This window comes from Pseudomonas putida (assembly GCF_028682395.1).
Lineage (GTDB): Bacteria > Pseudomonadota > Gammaproteobacteria > Pseudomonadales > Pseudomonadaceae > Aquipseudomonas > Aquipseudomonas putida_AB.
This window is the reverse complement of the sequence record NZ_JANHLC010000003.1, coordinates 152,051-173,955: the sequence shown is the minus strand read 5'-3', so window position 1 is coordinate 173,955 and position 21,905 is coordinate 152,051. Positions and strand designations below refer to the sequence as shown.

Below are 21,905 nucleotides of genomic sequence, written 5' to 3'. Positions count from 1 at the left end.
TTGAAGGGGCCGGCCTCAGGCCTGGCCATAATCGCGGGCGCCGAACAGTGCGGTGCCGATCCGCACCCAGGTCGCGCCTTGGGCAATGGCGGACTCAAGATCATGGCTCATGCCCATGGAAAGGGTGTCCAGGTCCAGGTTCAGCTGTTCTTGAAGCTGACGCACGGCGGCGAACGCGGCGTCCTGGGCGGCGCGCTCGTCGGTGGGCTCCGGGATGGCCATCAAGCCGCGCAAGCGCAGACGTGGCAACTGGGCGATGGCTGTGGCCAGGGCTGGCAGGTCGGCCGGGGCGCAGCCGGACTTGCTGGCTTCGCCACTGACATTGACCTGAATGCAGATATTGAGCGGTGGCAGCTCGGCCGGGCGCTGTTCTGACAGGCGTTGGGCGATTTTCAGGCGATCGACCGAATGTACCCAGTCGAAATGCTCGGCAATGGCGCGTGTCTTGTTCGATTGGATGGGGCCGATAAAGTGCCAGGTCAGGGGCAGGTCGACCAGTTCGAGCTGTTTGCCGAGGGCTTCCTGCAGATAGTTTTCGCCAAAATCGCGAATTCCGGCAGCATAGGCTTCGCGCAATGCAGCGGCGGGTTTGGTCTTGCTCACGGCCAGCAGTTGGATACTGGATTCGTCGCGCCCTGCGGCGTTGGCAGCGGCGGCAATGCGGGCTGCAACTGAGGCAATGTTGTCTGCTATCGTGGACATTCAAATTTCGCCAGCAGGTCAAAAGTCTGCGGCATTCTACCTGTATTGGGGAGCCTCATGGATATCACCGAGCTGTTGGCCTTCAGTGCCAAACAGGGCGCATCGGACTTGCACCTCTCCGCGGGCATGCCGCCGATGATCCGGGTCGATGGCGATGTGCGCCGGATCAACCTGCCGGCGCTGGATCACAAGCAGGTCCACGACCTGATCTACGACATCATGAACGATAAGCAGCGCAAGGATTACGAGGAGTTTCTGGAGACCGATTTCTCCTTCGAAGTCCCCGGGGTTGCGCGTTTTCGGGTCAATGCCTTCAACCAGAATCGCGGCGCCGGCGCGGTGTTTCGCACCATTCCCTCGAAGGTCCTGACCATGGGTGACCTGGGCATGGGCGAGGTATTTCGGCGCATCACCGATGTGCCTCGAGGCTTGGTCCTGGTCACGGGCCCGACCGGTTCGGGTAAGTCGACCACCCTGGCGGCGATGATCGATCATCTGAACAACAATCGGCACCACCATATCCTCACCATTGAGGATCCCATCGAGTTCGTGCACGAGTCCAAGAAGTGCCTGATCAACCAGCGTGAAGTGCACCGCGATACGCAAAGCTTCGATATGGCCCTGCGCTCGGCCTTGCGCGAAGACCCGGACGTGATCCTGGTCGGCGAGATGCGCGACCTGGAAACCATTCGCCTGGCCCTGACTGCTGCCGAAACCGGCCATCTGGTCTTCGGTACCTTGCACACCACTTCGGCGGCCAAGACCATCGACCGGGTCATCGATGTGTTCCCGGGTGAAGAAAAGTCCATGGTCCGCTCGATGCTGTCCGAGTCGTTGCAGGCGGTGATCTCCCAGACCCTGCTGAAAAAGGTCGGCGGCGGGCGGATTGCCGCCCACGAAATCATGCTTGGCACCCCGGCGATCCGTAACTTGATCCGTGAGGACAAGGTGGCGCAGATGTACTCCTCAATTCAGACCGGCGGTACGGTGGGGATGCAGACCCTGGATATGTGCCTCAAGGAGTTGCTGACCCGGGGCCTGATTACCCGCGACAGTGCCCGGGAAAAGGCCAAGAACCCGGACAACTTCTGATACGAGTACGCTGCGGGCTTCTACGCTGTCACACACGGTAGGGGGCGTTCTTCTGGCAGGCGCTCCGTCCACCCACTGTGCGTGGAGAGAAGCATGGAGTTCGAAAAGTTGCTGCGTCTGATGGTCGAGAAGGGCGGCTCCGACCTGTTTATCACCCCCGGGGTGCCACCTTCGATGAAGGTCAATGGGCAGATCATGCCGGTTACACGGACTGCGCTGACGCCTGAACAGGCCCACGATGCCGTCTATGGTTTGATGAGCGAACGCCAGCGCCTGGATTTTTCCCATCTTCATGAATGCAACTTTGCTATTCAGCCGCGGGATATCGGGCGCTTTCGCGTGAGTGCGTTCTATCAGCGTGGCCAGGTCGGCATGGTGTTGCGGCGTATCGAAAGCCGGATCCCGAGCCTGGATGAACTGCATTTGCCCGATATCCTCGAGCAATTGGCCTTGCTCAAGCGCGGCCTGGTGATGTTTGTGGGGGCAACCGGTACTGGCAAGTCGACGAGCCTGGCGGCGATGGTCGATCACCGCAACCAATACGGCAGCGGCCATGTGGTCACCATCGAGGATCCCATCGAGTTTATCCACGACCATCACAACTGTATCGTCACCCAGCGTGAGGTGGGCCTGGATACCGATTCGTTCGAAGTGGCCCTCAAGAATACCCTGCGCCAGGCGCCGGACCTGATCATGATCGGTGAGGTTCGTACTCGCGAGACTATGGGCCATGCCCTGGCATTTGCCGAGACCGGGCACCTGTGCCTGGGCACCCTGCATGCACCCAATGCCGACCAGGCGCTGGAGCGGATCATCAACTTCTTCTCGGTCGACCGGCATCCGCAGGTCTGGATGGAGCTATCCCTCAACCTGCGGGCCATTGTCGCCCAGCAACTGATTCCCTCCCGTGACGGCCAGGGGCGCCGGGCAGCGGTCGAGGTGCTGCTGAATACGCCGCTGGTGGCCGACTTGATTCGCAAGGGGGAAGTGCATGAACTCAAGGCATTGATGAAGCGCTCGACCGAGCAGGGGATGCAGACCATGGATCAGGCGCTGCATGCGCTCTATCGGGAAGGGGAAATCAGCTATCAGGATGCGCTGGCGCATGCCGATTCCGCCAACGACCTGCGCTTGATGATCAAGCTGGAGGCGGCCGGGGCGGAAGGCGGGGAGGATTTGAGCCTGGGCTCGCGTTAGCGTTGAACAACGCGCAGGGAGTTCGACTCTTTGGGCAGGACGCGCTTGGCAACCACGTAATGGCTCTGCCAGTAGGGCTTCTTCAGCGTGTCGATGGTGACGGCCTTGCCACGGCGCGGGGCGTGGATAAAGCGGTCATTGCCCAAGTAGATCGCGACGTGATTGACCTTACGACTCTTGATGTTGAAAAAGATCAGGTCGCCGGGCTTGAGGTCCTTGCGGTCCACCTTCTGTCCATGGCCGCTGGCCATGGCGCTGGAATTGCGGGGCAGGTCGACAGTGGCGACATCGTTGAAGGCGTAGCGGACCAGTCCGCTGCAATCGAACCCTTTACTTGGGCTGCTGCCGCCCCAACGATAAGGAGTACCGAGCACATTGACCGCACGGCTCAATACATCGCTGCTCTGCTTGGCAGGCATCTGAGCCAGTGTGGACTTAGCGGTGCTGCTGGTGGTGCCGTGATGAGGACGTTTGGCGCTTGGCTTGCTGCTGGCCGTTGCGGTGGTCGTGGCCGGATGGGCCTTGTTCGCGGTGTAGCCGCTGAAGCTGGAAGGAAGATGTTGCTCACGATTGGTGGCGTGGGCGGCCAGTGGCATTAATAGGCAAATGGTTAGCCATGTCTTGAAAATTGGACGCATTAGGCAGGGCTCTTATTGGTCAGCGCGCAACTTTATAACAGCTTTTTCCCGAGTTCCGTGGCCGTTGGTCGACTCGGTTTGTAGGGCAAACGGCGTAAAGTCGCGTCAATCTGCCGCACCCAAAAGGCGTAGGCCAGGCGTTATAAGGGTTGGAGAGGAGGCCGTAGTTTTTGCGCGGCGCAGTGACCGGCGAGAAAAAAGTCACACGAAATCGCAGAATTTTTTTCTATCGAGACCAGAGAGGTTATTTATGAACACCTATCGGCAGGAAATGGCGACACGCGATACCCATAGCAAGGTGATCGGCTATTTGCTGTGGATTTTTGGTTTTACCGGCGCGCACCGCTTCTACTATGGCCGCCCATTAACCGGGACCTTGTGGTTTTTTACGTTTGGCTTGCTGGGTATTGGCTGGTTGATCGACCTGTTTCTGATCCCGTCGATGGATCGCGAGGCCGGCCTGCGCTTCAATGCCGGTTCCATTGACTACACCGTGGCCTGGTTGCTGCTGACCTTTCTCGGGGTCTTTGGCGTACACCGTATGTACCAGGGCAAATGGCTGAGCGGGATTCTCTACCTGTTGACCGGTGGGGTGTTCCTGCTGGGCGTGCTGTATGACTTCTGGACCTTGAACGACCAGGTGTCCCTGGAAAACGCCAAGCGCGGCTGACCGCTCAAAGGCTACGGGGCTAGCAGCGCCTTACGCGCAACTGCTGCCGCCGTAGCCGGAGGGGCTCAGGCCGTATGGCTGATCCGCCCATCCACCAGCGTATAGCGCACGGTAGCCGGCAGCGTATGCCCGAGGAATGGGCAGTTCTCGCCTTTGGACAGCCATTGCTCGCCCGCCACCGTCGAGGTGCCTGGATCGAACAGCACCAGGTCCGCAGGGGCGCCCACTGCCAGCTTGCCAGCGGGTAACTGCAGGGCGTCGGCAGGGCCTGTGCTCAGGCGCGCCAACAGCGTTGGCAGATCCAGCAGACCGTCTTCCACCAGGGTCAGGGCCAGTGGTAGCAGCAATTCGACGCTGCTGATCCCGGGTTCCGTGGCCCCGAACGGCGCCAGTTTGGCGTCGCGTTCGTGGGGTTGGTGATGGCTGGAGATCGCCTGGATCACCCCCGACTTGACCGCCGCCCGCAAGCCCTCGCGGTCGGCGCGGGTGCGCAGCGGTGGTTGCACGTGGTAGAGGCTGGAGAAGTCGATCAGCGCCTCGTCGGTCAGGATCAGTTGGTACAACGCGACATCGGCGGTCACCGGTAGACCGCGCGCCTGGGCCTGGGCGATCAATGCTGCACCACGGGCGCTGGTCAATTGGCTGAAGTGCGCGCGCACGCCGCTTTGTTCCACCAGCAGCAGGTCACGGGCCAGGGCCACGGTCTCGGCGGTTTCCGGAATGCCGGGCAGGCCGAGGAAACTGGCGGTCGGACCTTCGTGCGCCAGGCCGCCTTCGGCCAGATCGCGGTCCTGGGAGTGGAAGATCACGGTCAGGCCGAAAGTCGCGGCGTATTCCAGGGCGCGGCACAGGGTACGGGTGTTGCGAAAGCTCTCCAGGCCATTGCCGAAGGCCACGCAACCGGCATCGCGCAGGGCGATCAGTTCGGCCAGTTGTTCGCCTTCGAGGCCTTTGCTCAGGGCGCCAATGGGGAACACTTTGCAGTTGCCGGCTTCGCGCGCGCGGTCGAGGATCAGTTCCGCGACGGCCGAGGTGTCCAGCACCGGTTTGGTCCGGGGTGGGCAGCACAGGCTGGTAACCCCGCCAGCGGCAGCGGCACGGGTTTCACTGGCGATTGTGCCTTTACGGCTGTAGCCCGGTTCACGCAGGGCGACGCTCAGGTCGACCAGGCCGGGAGCGGCGATCAGGCCCTGGGCGTCGATGGTCTGAGTGGCGGTATAGCCGGCCGGCGCCGCGCCGAGGGCCACGATCTTGCCGGCTTCCAGGTGCAGATCGGTGACGTGATCCAGGCCACTGCTTGGATCGATGACGCGGGCGCCGAGGATGCTGATCTTCACTGGGCGTTCTCCTGCTCGAACTGGCGCTGGGCGGTTTGCCCGCTCATGGCCATGGACAACACGGCCATGCGCACGGCGATACCGTAGGTGACTTGATTGAGAATGACCGAGTGCGGGCCGTCGGCCACCGCCGATTCGATCTCCACGCCCCGGTTGATCGGCCCCGGGTGCATCACGATCGCATCGGGCTTGGCGCCGGCCAGGCGCGCGGTGGTCAGGCCGAACAGGCGGTAGAACTCGCCTTCGCTCGGCAACAGGCCACCCTGCATGCGCTCACGCTGCAAGCGCAGCATGATCACCACATCGACGTCCTTCAGGCCTTCGGCCATATCGGTGTAGACCTTGACGCCGTACTGCTCGATACCGATGGGCAGCAGGGTTTTCGGGGCAATCACGCGGATATCCGGGCAACCGAGGGTCTTGAGCGCGAGCATGTTCGAACGGGCGACCCGCGAATGCAGGATATCGCCGACGATCGCCACCGATAGATTCTCGAAGCCACCTTTGTGCCGACGGATGGTGAGCATGTCGAGCATGCCCTGGGTCGGGTGGGCGTGGCGGCCGTCGCCGCCATTGATAATGGCCACCTGCGGGCAGACATGCTCGGCGATAAAGTGCGCCGCACCGGAGTCGCCGTGGCGGACGACGAACATGTCGGCGGCCATGGCCTCAAGGTTGCGCAGGGTGTCGAGCAGGGTTTCACCCTTACTGGCCGAGGAGGTGGACACATTGAGGGTGATCACGTCCGCCGACAGGCGCTGGGCGGCCAGTTCGAAGGTGGTGCGGGTGCGCGTGGAGTTCTCGAAAAACACGTTGCACACGGTCTTGCCGCGCAGCAGCGGGACTTTCTTCACCGCACGTGCGCCGACTTCGAGGAAGGAGTCGGCGGTATCGAGGATTTCGGTCAACAACTCGCGGGGCAAGCCGTCGAGCGAGAGGAAGTGGCGCAGCTGGCCCTGATCATTGAGCTGCAGCGGGCGCTTGGCGTCTAGAGGCGTCATCGCAATGGACTCTTTTAAAGGGCGGTATTAGAGGGCGAGGTCTTGCAATTCAAGTTGCAGCGGCGTCGGCCCGGACAATTTTACCCGCTCGGTAGCGGCCAGCGACAGCGTTGCACCGACCACATTGGGCCGGATGGGCAGTTCGCCGGCATTGAGGTCGAGCAGGCACACGAGGGTCACGCTGGCTGGGCGGCCATAGTCGAAAAGCTCATTGAGGGCCGCGCGGATGGTGCGGCCGCTCATCAGTACATCATCGATCAGGACCAGGTGTTGGCCTTCGATTTCGAAGGGCAGTTCGGAAGGGCGCACTTGTGGGTGCAGGCCGTTCTGGCTGAAATCGTCGCGGTAGAAGGACACGTCCAGAGTGCCCAGCGGCGAATCGCTGCCCAAGGCTTCGAGCAGGGCCTGGGCAACCCAGACACCACCGGTGCGGATCCCGATAAAGCGCGGTTCGCTGATGCCACGCTGGCTCAGGTGGGCGTTCAGATCGATGGCCATCTGGCGGATCAGTTCGGCGGGATTGGGCAGGCTCATGGTTGCTCCTTCAAGGGCCCTTGCGCGGCATGGCGCGTTGCTCGGGCGCAAACGGTAAACGCGGTGCAGGCAACGCGGTTCAGGAAAGGGATGGTGCCGGGTTTTCTTCGATCCAGCTTTGCAGCACCAACTTGGCGGCAATGGCGTCGACCGGGTTGTCGCGGTAGCTGCCGCGCTGACCACCTCGGGCCTGGCGCTCGCCCTTGGCTTCGAACGTGGTCAGACGCTCGTCCTGGGTGAAGAACGGCAGGTTGTAGCGGCCATTCAGGCGGCGGGCGAATTTCTCCGCCCGGGCGCACATATCGCTGGGTGTGCCGTCCATGTTCAGGGGCAGGCCGACAACTACGGCGTCCGGCTTCCACTCCTTGATCAGGGCTTCGACCTGGTTCCAGTCGGGAATGCCATTCTGGGCCTTGAGGGTGCACAGCTCGCGGGCCTGGCCGGTAATCATCTGGCCGACCGCGACGCCGATCTGTTTGGTGCCGTAGTCAAAACCCAGCAGCAGGCGAATCTCGGCCATCAGGCGTGCCCCGCCTGGCTGGTCAGCAGGTTGAGGTTGATCCCCAGATGGGCGGCGGCAGCGGCGAGTCGCTGATCGCTGGGCGTATCGAACAGGATCTGGGCCGAGAACGGGCAGGTCAGCCAGGCGTTGTCGGCCAACTCGGCCTCCAGTTGCCCGGCTTCCCAGCCGGCGTAGCCCAATGTGATCAGGCTCTTGGCCGGGCCGAGGCCGTCAGCGATGGCGAAGAGCACATCCTGGGAGGTCGACAGGGCCAGGCCGTCGAGTTCAACGGTGGCCTGGTAGGTAGGCCCGAGCGGATGCAGGACAAAGCCGCGATCGGTCTGTACCGGGCCGCCGGCGTAGATCGGCAGGTGCTGGCAGCGAGCTGGTGGCTCGATATCCGGGCGCAGTTGCTCAAGGATATCGGCCAGGTTCAGCTCCTGCGGGCGGTTGATTACCAGCCCCATGGCGCCATTGGCCGTGTGCTCGACGATATAGGTCAAGGTCTGCGCAAAGTTCGGGTCGGCCATATGGGGCATGGCGATCAGGAAGTGATGCTTCAGGTAACTCGGGGAGAGGTTTTTCATGAGCCCTAGTGTGGCGCTGGGCGAGGGGCCTGACAAGCTGGAGACCGACTTTAAACGCGCCAATCCTCACCGGTAATGATCCGCAGTCGGAGGTCCGCTGGCTTTGGCAGGAGAGGCGGTCAGTTGCTGGAGAGCCGGTCACCACGGGCAAAGCGCCAGGTGCGGATGATCTCCAGGCGGTCGATATCCGCCAGGTCGCCGGTAAAGGGCGCAAAGGGGGCGGCCAGGCGCACGATTCGCTGTGCCGCCTGGTCCAGCAATGGCTGGCCGGATGACTCCAGGACCAGCACTTCGTATAAGGAGCCATCATGGTTGATCGACACCAGCAGGCGCAGGTTGCCGTAGATCTGCTGGCGGCGGGCCTCATCCGGGTAATTCAGGTTGCCGATCCGCTCGACCTTCTTGCGCCATTCGTCCTTGTACCAGGCGCCCTTGTCACGCATGGTCGAGGCCGCGCTCAGGCGATGTATACGTGGGCGCTTGGCATAGAGTTGCTGCTCCTTGGCCAGTTCGGCTTCGAGGCTGGCGATATCGCTGGAAAGCTGGGCGCTGTCGAACGTGGGAATCGGCGCTTTGGGCGCGGGTTCGGTCTTGACCTCTTCACGCTTGGTAACGGTTTTCTTGGGTTTTGGCGCCACGGTGGCAACGGCAGCCTTGGGCGCGGCTTCCTTTACCTGGGGTTTGGCGGCGGGCGGCGGGCTGGTTTTCTTGACCTGATTGTCCTGGAACGGAGCGATCTCGGTGGTTTTGGGGATGGCTTTCTTGTCCAGGGTGCCGCTGCCCTGCTGGTTGTCCTGGGCGATGAAGTCGGCCTTTTTGGGCGGCGTCTCGCTCTTGAAGGTGGCCAGGGTAATTTCCAGCGTCCTGCTGATTTGCTTGGGTTCAACAAAGGTAAAGCCCAGGCCGAGGATCAGTGCCAGGTGGATCAACGCGGCCAGAAACAGGGTGAAACCAAGGCGATCGGCCGGGCGCACACCGGTGCGGGTCAGTTCGGGTGGCAGATCGGCGGGGAGTGTCATGACGGGAGAACCAACATCGCGCGTTTCACAGGCGCAGCATGATAGCGCAATGTTGGTCTTTGCTTGGCTTGTTCTACATCAACGGGCCTGGAGTTTGGTTTCGATGGCGTCCATCAACAGGGCACCGATCTGGGTACCAAAGGCGTTGTCGATTTCGCGGATGCAGGTCGGGCTGGTGACGTTGATTTCGGTCAGGTGTTCACCGATCACATCCAGGCCGACGAACAGCAGGCCCTTCTCACGCAGGGTTGGACCCACCTGGGCGGCAATCCAGCGGTCGCGATCGGTCAGCGGGCGCGCTTCGCCTCGTCCGCCGGCCGCCAGGTTGCCACGGGTTTCGCCAACGGCCGGGATACGCGCCAGGCAATACGGCACGGGTTCGCCGTCGATCATCAGGATGCGCTTGTCGCCATCCTTGATGGCGGGCAGGTAGGCCTGCGCCATGATCTGCTGGCTGCCCAGGGCGGTCAGGGTCTCGAGGATCACCGACAGGTTCGGATCGCCCACTCGGTGGCGGAAAATCGAGGTGCCGCCCATGCCGTCCAGCGGCTTGAGGATCACGTCGCCATGGCGCGCGGCGAACTCACGCAGCACGTCGGCGCGGCGGCTGACCACCGTCGGCGGGGTGCATTGGGGGAATTGCGTGGCGAACAGCTTTTCATTGCAGTCGCGCAAGCTCTGGGGCTTGTTGACCACCAGCACACCGGCGCGCTCGGCCTGTTCGAGCAGATACGTGGAGTAGACGAACTCCATGTCGAACGGTGGATCCTTGCGCATCAGGATCACGTCCAGGTCGCTCAGGGCGCTGTCGGTTTCCGCTTCCAGTTCGAACCAGTGCTGCGGGTCGGCGAAAACCTTCAGGGGGCGCATCCGGGCCCGGGCGACGCCCTGGTCCTGGTAAAGATCCTGCTGTTCCATGTAGAACAGCGTCCAGCCGCGCTCCTGGGCGGCGAGCAACATGGCCAGCGAGCTGTCTTTCTTGTAGGAAATGCTCGCGATGGGATCCATGACAATTCCGAGACGAACGCTCATGGGCGATATCCTCTGTCTTCAGCGGTGCTGAATTGGCGTGAAAAAGTGGCGTCAGAGTGGCGCTCCGGTTGTTCTCGGTCAAGGAAAAACCGACTGCCCCGGTTGGTTGATGGATTGGCATGGGGGGACTGTGCTAAAAAGGCTCGCAGGTCGCTGCTAAGCCTTTAGCATCAAGGGCTTCGCGTCTGAACCAACCGATACCTGGAACACCACGAGTCGCTGCGGCGATGGTAGAGCAGATATGGAACAGCAATCCAGCGCCTTGAAGGTGATGGTGATCGACGACTCCAAGACCATTCGCCGTACGGCCGAGATGCTGCTCAGGAATGTCGGCTGCGAGGTCATCACCGCCATTGACGGTTTCGATGCCCTGGCCAAGATCGCCGACCACCATCCGCGGATCATCTTCGTCGACATCATGATGCCGCGCCTCGATGGCTATCAGACCTGTGCCCTGATCAAGAACAACAGCGCATTCAAGGCCACGCCGGTGATCATGCTGTCCTCCAAGGACGGTCTGTTCGACAAGGCCAAGGGGCGGATCGTCGGCTCTGATCAATTTTTGACCAAGCCTTTCAGCAAGGAAGAGCTGCTGAGCGCGATCAAGGCCTATGTCCCGGACTTCGCGGCAGTGGAACAAGCACATTGACCGACGCCCAGGTGGGCGCGGGCCTTTTCGTATGGGGAACACCATGGCACGAGTTCTGATCGTCGATGATTCGCCGACTGAAATGTACAAGCTAACCAGCATGCTGGAAAAGCACGGGCACCAGGTCCTCAAGGCCGAAAACGGTGCCGATGGCGTGGCCCTGGCCCGCCAGGAAAAGCCGGACGCGGTCCTGATGGATATCGTCATGCCGGGCCTCAATGGCTTTCAGGCCACCCGGCAACTGACCAAGGATGCAGAAACCAGCCATATCCCAGTCATCATCATCACCACCAAGGACCAGGAAACCGATAAGGTCTGGGGCACGCGTCAGGGCGCCAGAGACTACCTGACCAAACCCGTGGATGAAGAGACCCTGATCAAGACCCTAAGTGCGGTATTGGCGGGCTGACGGACGATGCACATGGCCCAGTCGCAAACAGCGTTCGAAATGCTGCTCGAAATCGACCAGCGCTGTCGGCTGCTGGCTGCCGACCTGCCCTCCCAGGAAACCCGGCTGCAAACCTGGAGCGGTATTGGTTTTCGCATCGGCGAACATTGCTTTGTGGCGCCCATGGGCGAGATTGCCGAGGTCCTGCACGAGCCTCGGCAAACGGTGTTGCCGGGTGTCAAAAGCTGGGTGCGCGGAGTCGCCAACCTGCGCGGGCGGCTATTGCCGGTGATGGACCTGTGTGCCTTCTTTGGCCATGAGCTGTCGGCCCCGCGCAAACAGCGCCGGGTGTTGGTCATCGAGCATCGGGAGTTGTTCGCCGGCTTGCTGGTGGACGAGGTGCTGGGCATGCAGCACTTCTCCCAGGACAGCCTTCAACTGGGCGCCCAGGGGCTGGCCGAGATGCAGATCGGTGCATTCGTCAAAGGCCGTTTCGAGCGTGAGCAGGTCTGGTGGGTCTTCAGCCCGTTTGCGCTGGCCGAAGCAGCGGAATTTCTGAATGTGGCGGCTTGAGCTGTCGTTGTTACGCACGATCAAGACTTGGCAGGGGCGGGCTTGCCCGCAATGACGTACTCATAGGCGGTATAGACGACGTGGGCGGTACAGGCGGGGGCCTGATCAAAAGATGAAAGCAAAAACCGGCAAGCCACTGGAGGCCTCACGCAGTCGATCGCAGATCATTGCGCTGTTTATCGCCTTGATCGTGTTCATCATGTTGCTGTTCGCTAACTTCGCCTACCTCAGTACCCAGTCCAACTACGACAAGCAGTACATCAGTCATGCCGGCGAGCTGCGCGTGCTGTCCCAGCGGATTGCCAAGAACGCCACCGAAGCGGCGGCCGGCAAGGCGGCGGCCTTCAAGTTGCTCAGCGACGCGCGTAATGACTTTGCCCAGCGTTGGGGCTACCTGAAGAAAGGCGACCCGGCCACCGGCCTGCCTGCCGCCCCGGCTGCTGTGCGCACAGAAATGCATGCGGTCCAGCAGGACTGGGAAAACCTGCTGAAGAACACTGACGCGATCCTGGCCAGCGAACAGACAGTCCTGTCCCTGCATCAGGTGGCGGCAACCCTGGCCGAAACCGTGCCGCAGTTGCAGGTGGAATACGAAAAGGTCGTCGAGATCCTGCTCCAGCGCGGCGCCCCCGCCGCCCAGGTGGCCATGGCCCAGCGCCAGTCGTTGCTGGCCGAGCGCATTCTCGGCGCGGTGAACACCGTGCTGGCCGGCGATGAGAACGCGGTGCAGGCGGCCGATGTCTTTGGCCGTGATGCCAACCGCTTTGGCCAGGTCCTCAACGGCATGCTCGAAGGCAGTCGCCTGCTGAAAATTGCCCAGGTCGAGGACCGTGACGCACGAGCGCGGTTGATGGAGATCTCCGAGCTGTTCGAGTTTGTCTCCGGCTCGGTGGATGAGATTCTCGAAACTTCTCCGGAGCTGTTCCAGGTCCGCGAGTCGGCCAGCAGCATCTTCAGTGTGTCCCAGACCTTGCTCGATGAGGCGTCGAAGCTGGCCAACGGTTTCGAGAACCTGGCCAGCGGGCGCTCGCTCGATACCATCGGTGGTTATGTCCTGGGGCTGCTGGCCCTGGCGTCGATCATTCTGATCGGCTTGGTGATGGTGCGCGAAACCCATCGCCAACTGCAGGAAACGGCGGAAAAGAACGAGCGCAATCAGAACGCGATCATGCGGTTGCTGGATGAAATCGCCGATCTTGCCGATGGTGACCTGACCGTATCCGCCTCGGTGACCGAGGATTTCACTGGAACCATCGCCGACTCCATCAATTACTCCGTCGACCAGTTGCGTGATCTGGTCGCGACCATCAACCTCACCGCCGGCCAGGTCGCCGGGGCGGTGCAGGATACCCAGGCAACCGCCATGCAACTGGCTGAAGCTTCGGAACACCAGGCGCAGCAGATCAGCGAGGCCTCCTCGGCCATCAGCGATATGGCCCAGTCCATCGACCAGGTGTCGGCCAATGCCGCCGAGTCTTCGGCAGTGGCCGAGCGCTCGGTGGAAATTGCCAACAAGGGCAATGAAGTGGTGCACAACACCATTCATGGCATGGACAATATTCGCGAGCAGATCCAGGATACGGCCAAGCGGATCAAGCGGCTGGGCGAGTCTTCTCAGGAAATTGGCGATATTGTCAGCCTGATCGATGACATTGCTGATCAGACCAATATTCTCGCACTCAATGCGGCGATCCAGGCATCGATGGCCGGTGATGCCGGGCGCGGGTTTGCGGTGGTGGCCGATGAAGTGCAACGCCTGGCCGAGCGCTCCTCGGCGGCGACCCGGCAGATCGAGACCCTGGTCCGGGCGATCCAGGCCGACACCAACGAAGCCGTGACCTCCATGGAGCAAACCACCTCCGAGGTCGTGCGCGGCGCACGTCTGGCCCAGGATGCGGGCGTGGCCCTGGAGGAGATCGAAGGCGTGTCGAAAAACCTCGCCGAACTGATCCAGAGCATTTCCAATGCGGCCCAGCAGCAAACGCGCTCGGCGGCGCAAATTTCCCTGACCATGAACGTGATCCAGCAGATCACCAGCCAGACCTCGTCCGGTTCGACCGCCACCGCCGACAGCATCGGCAATCTGGCGAAGATGGCCAGCCAACTGCGTCGCTCGGTGTCCGGTTTCACGCTGCCCCAGGCCAGGGAACCGCGAGATGGGCGGTGAGTGCCGATGAGCCCTGGAGTGCGCCGCTATGGTTGATCGCCGAGACTATGTCGCGCTGGAGTGGGTCAAGGGCGAAATCGTCGAGACGCTGAAACAGGCTCGCCAGGCGCTCGACGAGTTCGATGGTTCGCCGGCTACGGGGGCGTCGATCACGGCGTGCCTGGCGTGTATCCACCAGGTTCACGGCAGCCTGCAGATGGTCGAGTTCTATGGCGCGGCCCTGCTCGCCGAGGAAATGGAGCAGTTGGCCCTGGCCCTTCAGCAGGGGCGAGTTACCCAGCTCGGCGAAGCGATCCGACTGCTGCAACAGGCTTTTGGTCAGTTGCCGCTCTATCTCGACCGTATCCACAGTGCCCGGCGTGACCTGCCGCTGGTGGTGCTGCCGCTGCTCAATGACCTGCGTAGCGCCCGTGGCGAAAGCCTGCTCTCGGAAACCAGTCTGTTCAGCCCGAATCTGCTGGCCCTGGCCCCGCTGGATGCCGCGACCCTGGCCACCCGCACGCCTGCCCAGTTGCCCACCCTGCTGCGCAAATGGCGGCAGATGCTCCAGGCCGCGTTGGTCGGCCTGCTGCGCGAGCAGGACGGGCAGACCAATCTCGGTTACATGGCCAAGGTGTTCAGCCGTCTGGAGGCGCTCTGCGAAGGCGCACCCCTGGGGCAGCTGTGGCAAGTCGCTTCGGCGCTGGTCGAGGGCATGCTCGCTGGCACCATCGGCAATAGCCCAGCGCTGCGCAGCCTGCTCAAGGAAGCCGACAAAGAACTCAAGCGCCTGCTGGATCAGGGCATGGCGGCGGTCAACCAGCCGGCGCCCGAAGAACTGCTCAAAAGCCTGTTGTTCTATATCGCCAAGGCCGAGCGGCCGACGGCCAAGATGCTGGTTCTCAAGGAGCGTTACGGATTGGATGAAGCCTTGCCCGACAGTGCCCTGGTCGATGAGGAGCGCGCGCACCTGGCGGGCCCTGACCGCGATGCGATGCGTTCGGTGATCGGCGCAGTGTGTGAGGAGCTGGTGCGAGTCAAGGAGCGCCTCGATCTGTTCGTGCGCAGCGACCGGCAGCGGATCGGCGACCTGGACAGCCTGTTGGCGCCCTTGCGGCAGATTGCCGATACCCTGGCGGTGCTGGGTTTCGGGCAGCCGCGCAAGGTGATCATCGACCAGTTGGCAGTGATCCAGGGGTTGGCCCAGGGGCTGCGCGAACCCAATGATGCGGTGCTGATGGATGTTGCCGGAGCCTTGCTGTATGTCGAGGCGACCCTGGCCGGGATGGTGGGTAATGTCGAGCCGTCGATCCGTGAAGACAGTCGCCTGCCAACCACCGACCTGACCCAGATTCATCAGTTGGTGATCAAGGAAGCGCGGGTCGGCCTGCAGGACGCCAAGGAGGCGATCATCGCCTATGTCGATGCGGACTGGGACCGTGAACAGTTGGAGCCGCTGCCAGGGATTTTGACCCAGGTACGCGGTGCCCTGGCGATGATTCCCCTGGCGCGCCCGGCAGCCCTGCTGGCGGCCTGCAACAGCTATGTGCGCGAGCGCCTGCTGGGCGATGGCGCCCCGCCGAGCTGGGAGGCGCTCGACAGCCTGGCGGATGCCCTGAGCAGTATCGAGTATTACCTGGAGCGTATGGGGCAGGATCACCAGGCCCCGGGCGAAGGCGTGCTGGATGTCGCGGAGCAGAGTCTGGTGTTCCTCGGATATGCCCCGGCTGTGCAAGCGCAAGCGCTCGCCACGGACGTGCCGTTGCTCGATGAAATGCTGAGCCCCAGCGAAGCGCAAGCGATGTTCGACCTTCAAGCCCTGGACCAGGCTGCGGTGGTGCAGTCGCTGGCGCAGGTACTGGCCAACCCGGTTTCGGAACTCAATCCCCCGGCGCGGCAGGTGCCCGATAGCCTGTTGCCGCCGCCGCAGGATGAAACGCCGATTGACGATGAACTGCGCGAAGTCTTCCTCGAGGAAACCGCTGAAGTGCTCACGGTATTGCGCGAGCAACTGCCGATCTGGGTCGCGGCGCCAGGCGATGCAGACGCGCTGGCTGAGCTGCGCCGGGCGTTCCATACCCTCAAGGGCAGCGGGCGGATGGTTCGTGCGTTGATCGTCGGCGAACTGGCCTGGGCCCTGGAAAACCTGCTTAACCGAGTGCTCGAGCACAGCGTTGAACCCGGGCCTCAGGTTCGCGCATTGCTTGAAGAAGCCCTGGGGCTGCTGCCCGACCTGATTGCCGAGTTCGCTGACAATGCCCAGCGCCAACGGGCCGATGTCGACCATCTGGCCGCCCGGGCGCACGCCCTGGCCAGGGCTGGCGCCTTGTCGCCGGCGGTGCCGGTGGTCGCGGAAATGGACCCGCAGTTGCTGGAGATTTTCCGCAACGAAGCGCAGAGCCATCTGGATAGCCTCAATCGCTTTCTCGAGCAGGCGGCCGAGCACCTGCCGTTGCAGGCCAGCGATGAGCTGTTGCGGGCGCTGCACACACTCAAGGGAAGTGCCTCGATGGCCGGGGTACTGCCCATCGCCGCCCTGGCGGCGCCGCTCGATCATCTGGTGCGTGAATTCAAGGCACACCTATTGCCTCTGGACCTGGATGAAGTCGAACTGTTGCTGGAGGCCGAGGCGTTGTTGCGGCGCGCCCTGCGCACGCTTTCCAGCGAACCGCTGACCAGTATCGAGGGCGCCCCGGCGCTGATCGCCCGGACTCAAAACCTGCTGGCCGCGCGTATCGACGCGTTGCTGCGCGCGCCCGACAATGCCCAGCGTACGAAGCGCGATCCGCAACTGATCGCGGATTTCCTGGCGCAGGGCATGGATATTCTGCTCGATGCCGAAAGCCTGCTGCTGCGCTGGCAGCAGCATCCCGGCGAGCGCCAGGAACTCAGCGCGCTGCTGGACGAGCTGAGTAGCCTGGGGCAGAGCGCGCATCTGGCCGATCTGTATTCGGTGGATGAGTTATGTGAAGCCCTGCTCGATCTTTACGGGGCTGTCGAGGAAAGCAGCCTGGCGGTCAGCGAGCGTTTTTTCGTCGAGGTGCAGAGCGCTCACGAAGCGCTGATCAATATGCTCGACCAACTGGCCGCCGGCCAGGAGATCAGTCCCCAGCCCGAGCGGGTCAAGGCCTTGCGCCAACTGCTCGATGGCGCGCTTGATCCGTCGGCGCTGGGCCTGGTCACGCGTGAAGGCGCGCAGGTCCTCAGTGTCACCGAGCTGGGTGCGGCGACCAAGGCGCTGGATGCCTCGGCCCCGGCGGAAGTCGACGAGGAGATCGTCGAGATCTTCCTCGAAGAGGCGGTGGACATTCTCGATAGCGCCGCCCAGGCCTTGCAGCGTTGGCTGGATGAGCCGGACAACCCAGCGCCCCTGACATCCCTGCAACGGGATTTGCACACCCTCAAGGGGGGCGCGCGGATGGCTGGAATCGGTGCTGTCGGCGACCTCGCCCATGAGTTGGAAAGTCTCTATGGCGGCCTGCTCGAACGGCGCTTCAGGCACGGCACCGAGTTGGCGGCCGTACTGCAAGCCAGCCATGATCGACTGACCGAGTTGCTGGAGCAGTTGCAGCAGCGCCAGACCCTGGCCGACACCACCTCACTGGTCGCGCGAATCCGGGCCCTGCGTGAAAATCATCTGCCGGCACCTGCCGTCAAGGCGGTGGACGAGGTGGTCAGCGCCGATCCTGAACTGTTGGATATCTTCCTCGAAGAAGGGGTCGATATTCTCGAAAGCTCCGGCGCGGCCTTGCAGCGCTGGCAGGCCGAGCCGCGCAATCGCCAGGAGGTGGAAAACCTGCTGCGCGACTTGCACACCCTCAAGGGCGGTGCGCGGATGGTCGAGATTGCCCCGATCGGCGACCTGGCCCATGAGCTGGAGTTTCTCTACGAAGGTGTGTCGGCCGGGCATCTGCAGCCTGGGCCGCAGCTCTTCGAATTATCCCAGGACAGCCATGATCGCCTGAGCCAGATGCTCGACGCGGTGCGGGCTGGGCAGCCAATTGCGGCGGCCAGCGATCTGATCGCCAATATTCGCCAGTTGATCCAGGCGCCCGGCCAGGAAGCAGCGTCACCGTTGCTCCCGGCCGAGGCCCCGACCCGCGTCGAGGCGCCGGCGATGGACGCCGAGCGTGTGGCGGCGGACATGGTCAAGGTGCCCGCCGAGCTGCTGGAGGACCTGGTCAACCTGGCTGGTGAGACGTCGATCTTGCGTGGGCGTATCGAGCAGCAAGCCAATGATGCCCAGGTCGCCCTTGGCGAGATGGAAACCACCATCGAGCGTATGCGTGATCAACTGCGGCGCCTGGATATCGAGACCCAAGGGCGGATTCTCAGCCGCCAGCAGGTGGAAGCCGAACGCCAGGACTATGAGGAATTCGATCCGCTGGAAATGGACCGCCATTCTCAGTTGCAACAGCTGTCCCGGGCGTTGTTCGAGTCCGCCTCCGACCTGCTCGACCTGAAGGAAACCCTGGGCCGGCGCAATCAGGATGCCAGCCATTTGCTGCTCCAGCAGGCACGGGTCAATACCGACTTGCAGGAAGGCCTGATGCGTACGCGCATGGTGCCGTTCGAGCGCATCCTGCCGCGGCTCAAGCGCATCGTCCGACAGGTCGCGGGCGAGCTGGGCAAGGACGTCGAGTTCGAGGTCATCAACGCCGAGAGTGAACTGGACCGCAATATCCTCGAACGTATGGTTGCGCCGCTTGAACATATGCTGCGCAACGCCGTTGACCATGGCCTGGAAACCGGCGAGGCGCGTCGCGCCGTCGGCAAGCCGGAGCAGGGACGGATCAGTCTGGAGTTGGAGCACGAGGGCGGCGATATCGTCTTCGACCTGCGCGACGACGGCGCCGGTATCTCCCTGGAGGCGGTGCGGCGCAAGGCGATCCAGCGCGGTCTACTCGATCCCGAGGCGCAGCCGGGAGATCGGGAGGTCCTGCAGTTCATTCTCCAGCCGGGGTTCTCCACCGCCGAGAAGGTCACCCAGATTTCCGGGCGTGGCGTGGGCATGGACGTGGTCCATGAAGAAGTGCGCCAGTTGGGTGGCAGCATGAGCATCGACTCGGTGGTCGGCCAGGGCGTGCATTTCCGGATCCGCCTGCCGTTCAGTGTGTCGGTGAACCGGGCGCTGATGGTGCAGTGCGCCGAGGAGCAATACGCGATACCGCTCAATACCGTCGACGGCATCGTGCGCGTGCTCCCCGGCGAGCTGGACAGCTACTACCAGCAGGATCCGCCGCGCTACTGCTATGGCGGGCAGACCTACGATCTGCGCTACCTCGGCGAGCTGTTGCATACGGTCGGCCGGCCGAAGCTGCTCGGCCAGAGCCAGCCCCTGCCGGTGTTGCTGTTGCACAGCGACGAACAGCGGGTGGCGGTGCAGGTCGACAGCCTGGTGGGCACCCGGGAAATTGTGGTCAAGAGCCTGGGCCCACAGTTTGCCGCAGTACAGGGCTTGAGTGGTGCAACCTTGCTGGGTGATGGTCGGGTGGTGCTGATTCTCGATCTGTTGGCCCATGTTCGCCTGATCCGACCACAGGCCTTCACGGTCAACGAGGCCTCGCCTGGCGCCGAGAGCCAGTCGGTGCGGGCACCGCTGGTGCTGGTGGTGGACGACTCGGTCACCGTGCGCAAGGTCACCAGCCGCCTGCTCGAACGCCATGGCATGAATGTGCTGACGGCCAAGGATGGCGTCGATGCCCTTGCGGTGTTGCAGGAGCATATGCCCGACCTGATGCTGCTGGATATCGAGATGCCGCGCATGGACGGTTTCGAGGTGGCGATCCAGGTCCGTAACGACCCGCGCCTCAAGCATCTGCCGATCATCATGATCACCTCCCGCACAGGGCAGAAACACCGCGATCGGGCCATGGCCATTGGCGTCAACGACTATCTCGGCAAGCCCTATCAGGAGTCAGTGTTGCTGGAAAGCATCGCGCTCTGGAGCAAACCCCATGTTTGATCATCGTCTTGTCAGCCTGACCGGGCTGCTGCTGCCGCTGGCCGATCGGCACCTGTTGCTGCCCAATGTCGCGGTGGCGGAGCTGATTGACTATCAGCGCGGCGAGCCCAGCAGCGATGCGCCGCCGTGGTATCTGCGCCAGGTCCGCTGGCGTGATCGCCAGTTGCCGCTGATCAGCTTCGAGGCGGCCTGCGGTGGGCAGACAGTGATCGGTGAACGTGCACGGATCGTTGTGCTCAATGCCCTGGGCGGTCGTGCGGAGTTGAAGTTTATCGCGCTGCTGGTTCAGGGTATTCCGCGCTCCTGCAAGCTCGACAGCCAGTTGAGTTTTGTCGATGTGCCCTTATGTCGGCTAGAACGGGCAGCGGTGCAGGTCGCGGATCAGGTCGCCAAGGTCCCGGACCTGTTGGCGCTGGAGCAGCTACTGGTGGAATCCGGACTGCTTTAGGCGCGGTATAGGGTGGTTTGCCCTGGTTTTTCGAGGTAGTTGCGATGTATCACGGGGAAAGATTCAACGCCTGGACCCACTTGGTCGGCGCAGTGCTTGCCTGTATCGGCGCGGTCTGGCTGCTGGTGATGGCGAGCCTGGACGGTAGCCCGTGGAAGATTGTCAGCGTGGCGATCTACGGGCTGACGCTGTTGCTGCTGTACAGCATTTCGACCGTTTACCACAGCGTGCGTGGGCGCTCGAAAGTGATCATGCAAAAGCTTGATCACCTGTCGATCTACCTGCTGATTGCCGGCAGCTATACGCCGTTCTGCCTGGTGACCCTGCGAGGTGCCTGGGGCTGGTGGTTGTTTGGCATTGTCTGGGGGCTGGCGCTGATCGGCATGCTGCAGGAAATCAAACCGCGCTCGGAGGCGCGGATCCTGTCGATCGTGATTTATGCGGTGATGGGCTGGATCGTGCTGGTGGCGGTCAAGCCTCTGATCGCCGCCCTGGGCATGACCGGCTTTATCTGGCTGGCCACGGGCGGCGCGTTCTACACCATCGGGATTATCTTTTTCGCCCTGGATCATCGACTGCGTCATGCCCACGGGATTTGGCATCTGTTCGTCATTGTCGGCAGCGTGCTGCACTTCGTCGCGATTTCGGCCTATGTGATCTAGGTGAGACGCTAGAAGTCGCCCCACAATTGCTGGGCCACCGCGAGGGCGACGACGGGCGCGGTTTCGGTGCGTAGCACGCGCGGACCGAGGCGCGCCGAATGGTAGCCGGCCTGTCTGGCCTGCTCGACTTCGTGGTCCGTCAGGCCGCCTTCGGGGCCGATCAGAAAGGCCAGGCGAGCAGGGTGGGCGTGGCTGGCCAGGGGGGCGGCGACCGGGTGCAACACCAGTTTCAACTCGGCTTCGGTCTGCTTGAGCCATTCGCTCAGCAGTTGCGGTGGATGGATCACCGGCAGGCTGGAGCGACCGCATTGCTCGCAGGCGCTGATTGCAATCTGGCGCCAGTGGGCGAGGCGTTTGTCCGCGCGTTCATCCTTGAGGCGCACTTCGCAACGCTCGCTGACGATGGGCGTGATTTCATTGGCGCCCAGTTCGGTTGCCTTCTGGATCGCCCAGTCCATCCGCTCGCCCCGGGACAGACCCTGGCCAAGATGGACGTGCAGGCTTGAGTCGGCTTGCCCGGCAAAGGTTTCGTCGAGTTCGATGCGCACGCGTTTCTTGCCGACTTCCAGCACCTTGCCGAGAAATTCCTGACCGGAGCCATCAAAAACCTGTAGGGCATCGCCCTCGGCCATGCGCAGGACGCGGCCGATGTAATGCGCTTGGGCTTCCGGCAGCTCGTGCTGGCCAAGGCTCAGGGGTGTATCGATAAAGAAGCGGGACAGTCGCATGGGGGTGTCTCTGAAAAAATGGCCGGTCGTAATGA

General features: G+C 62.7%; 20 protein-coding genes. 10 read left to right on the top strand and 10 right to left on the bottom strand.

Features of this window, described 5'->3' with window-relative positions:
* Positions 1-15: 15 nt before the first annotated feature.
* A complete protein-coding gene (locus NPS46_RS09000) occupies positions 16-702 on the bottom strand; it encodes a YggS family pyridoxal phosphate-dependent enzyme (protein WP_274106334.1) in 687 nt (228 codons plus the stop codon).
* 57 nt (positions 703-759) lie between these two features.
* Here NPS46_RS09000 and NPS46_RS08995 point away from each other — a divergent pair, with 57 nt between their 5' ends.
* Both NPS46_RS08995 and NPS46_RS08990 read left to right on the top strand, forming a co-directional pair.
* The gene (locus NPS46_RS08995) at positions 760-1,794 is read left to right on the top strand and encodes a type IV pilus twitching motility protein PilT (protein ID WP_274106333.1); all 1,035 of its coding nucleotides are present in this window, start codon (positions 760-762) and stop codon (positions 1,792-1,794) included.
* Between the two features lie 93 nt (positions 1,795-1,887).
* Positions 1,888-2,991 carry a PilT/PilU family type 4a pilus ATPase gene (locus NPS46_RS08990; protein WP_274106331.1) on the top strand — a complete coding sequence of 368 codons (1,104 nt, stop codon included), beginning with the start codon at positions 1,888-1,890 and terminating at the stop codon, positions 2,989-2,991.
* On the opposite strand, the gene NPS46_RS08985 is transcribed toward NPS46_RS08990, so the two are convergent.
* Entirely contained in the window at positions 2,988-3,629 is a 642-nt protein-coding gene (locus NPS46_RS08985) for a C40 family peptidase (RefSeq protein WP_274106329.1), read from the bottom strand. The genes NPS46_RS08990 and NPS46_RS08985 overlap by 4 nt on opposite strands.
* Before the next feature lie 250 nt (positions 3,630-3,879).
* Here NPS46_RS08985 and NPS46_RS08980 point away from each other — a divergent pair, with 250 nt between their 5' ends.
* A complete protein-coding gene (locus NPS46_RS08980) occupies positions 3,880-4,299 on the top strand; it encodes an NINE protein (RefSeq protein ID WP_274106327.1) in 420 nt (139 codons plus the stop codon).
* Positions 4,300-4,364: 65 nt separating this feature from the next.
* Here NPS46_RS08980 and NPS46_RS08975 read toward each other — a convergent pair whose 3' ends face one another.
* The 7 genes from NPS46_RS08975 to gshB all read right to left on the bottom strand — a co-directional run bounded on the left by NPS46_RS08975 (position 4,365) and on the right by gshB (position 10,311).
* Entirely contained in the window at positions 4,365-5,636 is a 1,272-nt protein-coding gene (locus NPS46_RS08975) for a dihydroorotase (protein ID WP_274106325.1), read from the bottom strand.
* Complete coding sequence (locus tag NPS46_RS08970; protein WP_274106323.1) at positions 5,633-6,637, bottom strand: aspartate carbamoyltransferase catalytic subunit; 1,005 nt, start codon at positions 6,635-6,637, stop codon at positions 5,633-5,635. The genes NPS46_RS08975 and NPS46_RS08970 overlap by 4 nt, the downstream gene beginning before the upstream one ends.
* Positions 6,638-6,664: 27 nt before the next feature.
* Complete coding sequence (pyrR, locus tag NPS46_RS08965; RefSeq protein ID WP_274106321.1) at positions 6,665-7,171, bottom strand: bifunctional pyr operon transcriptional regulator/uracil phosphoribosyltransferase PyrR; 507 nt, start codon at positions 7,169-7,171, stop codon at positions 6,665-6,667.
* 79 nt (positions 7,172-7,250) lie between these two features.
* Entirely contained in the window at positions 7,251-7,691 is a 441-nt protein-coding gene (ruvX, locus tag NPS46_RS08960; protein ID WP_274106319.1) for a Holliday junction resolvase RuvX, read from the bottom strand.
* Positions 7,691-8,260 carry a YqgE/AlgH family protein gene (locus NPS46_RS08955; RefSeq protein ID WP_274106317.1) on the bottom strand — a complete coding sequence of 190 codons (570 nt, stop codon included), beginning with the start codon at positions 8,258-8,260 and terminating at the stop codon, positions 7,691-7,693. Before NPS46_RS08955 ends, ruvX begins: the two co-directional genes overlap by 1 nt.
* Positions 8,261-8,379: 119 nt before the next feature.
* A complete protein-coding gene (locus NPS46_RS08950; protein ID WP_274106315.1) occupies positions 8,380-9,279 on the bottom strand; it encodes an energy transducer TonB in 900 nt (299 codons plus the stop codon).
* A 78-nt stretch (positions 9,280-9,357) separates the two neighbouring features.
* A complete protein-coding gene (gshB, locus tag NPS46_RS08945) occupies positions 9,358-10,311 on the bottom strand; it encodes a glutathione synthase (RefSeq protein WP_274106313.1) in 954 nt (317 codons plus the stop codon).
* A gap of 241 nt (positions 10,312-10,552) precedes the next feature.
* Here gshB and pilG point away from each other — a divergent pair, with 241 nt between their 5' ends.
* From pilG to trhA, 7 genes are all read left to right on the top strand, one after another.
* On the top strand, positions 10,553-10,960 hold the full coding sequence (gene pilG / locus NPS46_RS08940) for a twitching motility response regulator PilG (RefSeq protein ID WP_274106311.1): 408 nt from the start codon (positions 10,553-10,555) through the stop codon (positions 10,958-10,960).
* Between the two features lie 43 nt (positions 10,961-11,003).
* Entirely contained in the window at positions 11,004-11,369 is a 366-nt protein-coding gene (pilH, locus tag NPS46_RS08935) for a twitching motility response regulator PilH (protein WP_274106309.1), read from the top strand.
* A gap of 12 nt (positions 11,370-11,381) precedes the next feature.
* Positions 11,382-11,921 carry a chemotaxis protein CheW gene (locus NPS46_RS08930; protein WP_274106307.1) on the top strand — a complete coding sequence of 180 codons (540 nt, stop codon included), beginning with the start codon at positions 11,382-11,384 and terminating at the stop codon, positions 11,919-11,921.
* Positions 11,922-12,033: 112 nt separating this feature from the next.
* Positions 12,034-14,088, top strand: a complete 2,055-nt coding sequence (locus tag NPS46_RS08925; RefSeq protein ID WP_274106305.1) for a methyl-accepting chemotaxis protein — start codon at positions 12,034-12,036, stop codon at positions 14,086-14,088.
* Positions 14,089-14,116: 28 nt separating this feature from the next.
* The gene (locus tag NPS46_RS08920; protein WP_274106303.1) at positions 14,117-20,032 is read left to right on the top strand and encodes an Hpt domain-containing protein; all 5,916 of its coding nucleotides are present in this window, start codon (positions 14,117-14,119) and stop codon (positions 20,030-20,032) included.
* A complete protein-coding gene (locus NPS46_RS08915; RefSeq protein WP_274106301.1) occupies positions 20,025-20,480 on the top strand; it encodes a chemotaxis protein CheW in 456 nt (151 codons plus the stop codon). Before NPS46_RS08920 ends, NPS46_RS08915 begins: the two co-directional genes overlap by 8 nt.
* Before the next feature lie 44 nt (positions 20,481-20,524).
* The gene (trhA, locus tag NPS46_RS08910) at positions 20,525-21,142 is read left to right on the top strand and encodes a PAQR family membrane homeostasis protein TrhA (RefSeq protein WP_274106299.1); all 618 of its coding nucleotides are present in this window, start codon (positions 20,525-20,527) and stop codon (positions 21,140-21,142) included.
* A gap of 8 nt (positions 21,143-21,150) precedes the next feature.
* Here the strand turns inward: trhA and NPS46_RS08905 are convergent, their stop codons facing one another.
* Complete coding sequence (locus NPS46_RS08905; protein WP_274106297.1) at positions 21,151-21,870, bottom strand: 16S rRNA (uracil(1498)-N(3))-methyltransferase; 720 nt, start codon at positions 21,868-21,870, stop codon at positions 21,151-21,153.
* Positions 21,871-21,905: the final 35 nt, after the last annotated feature.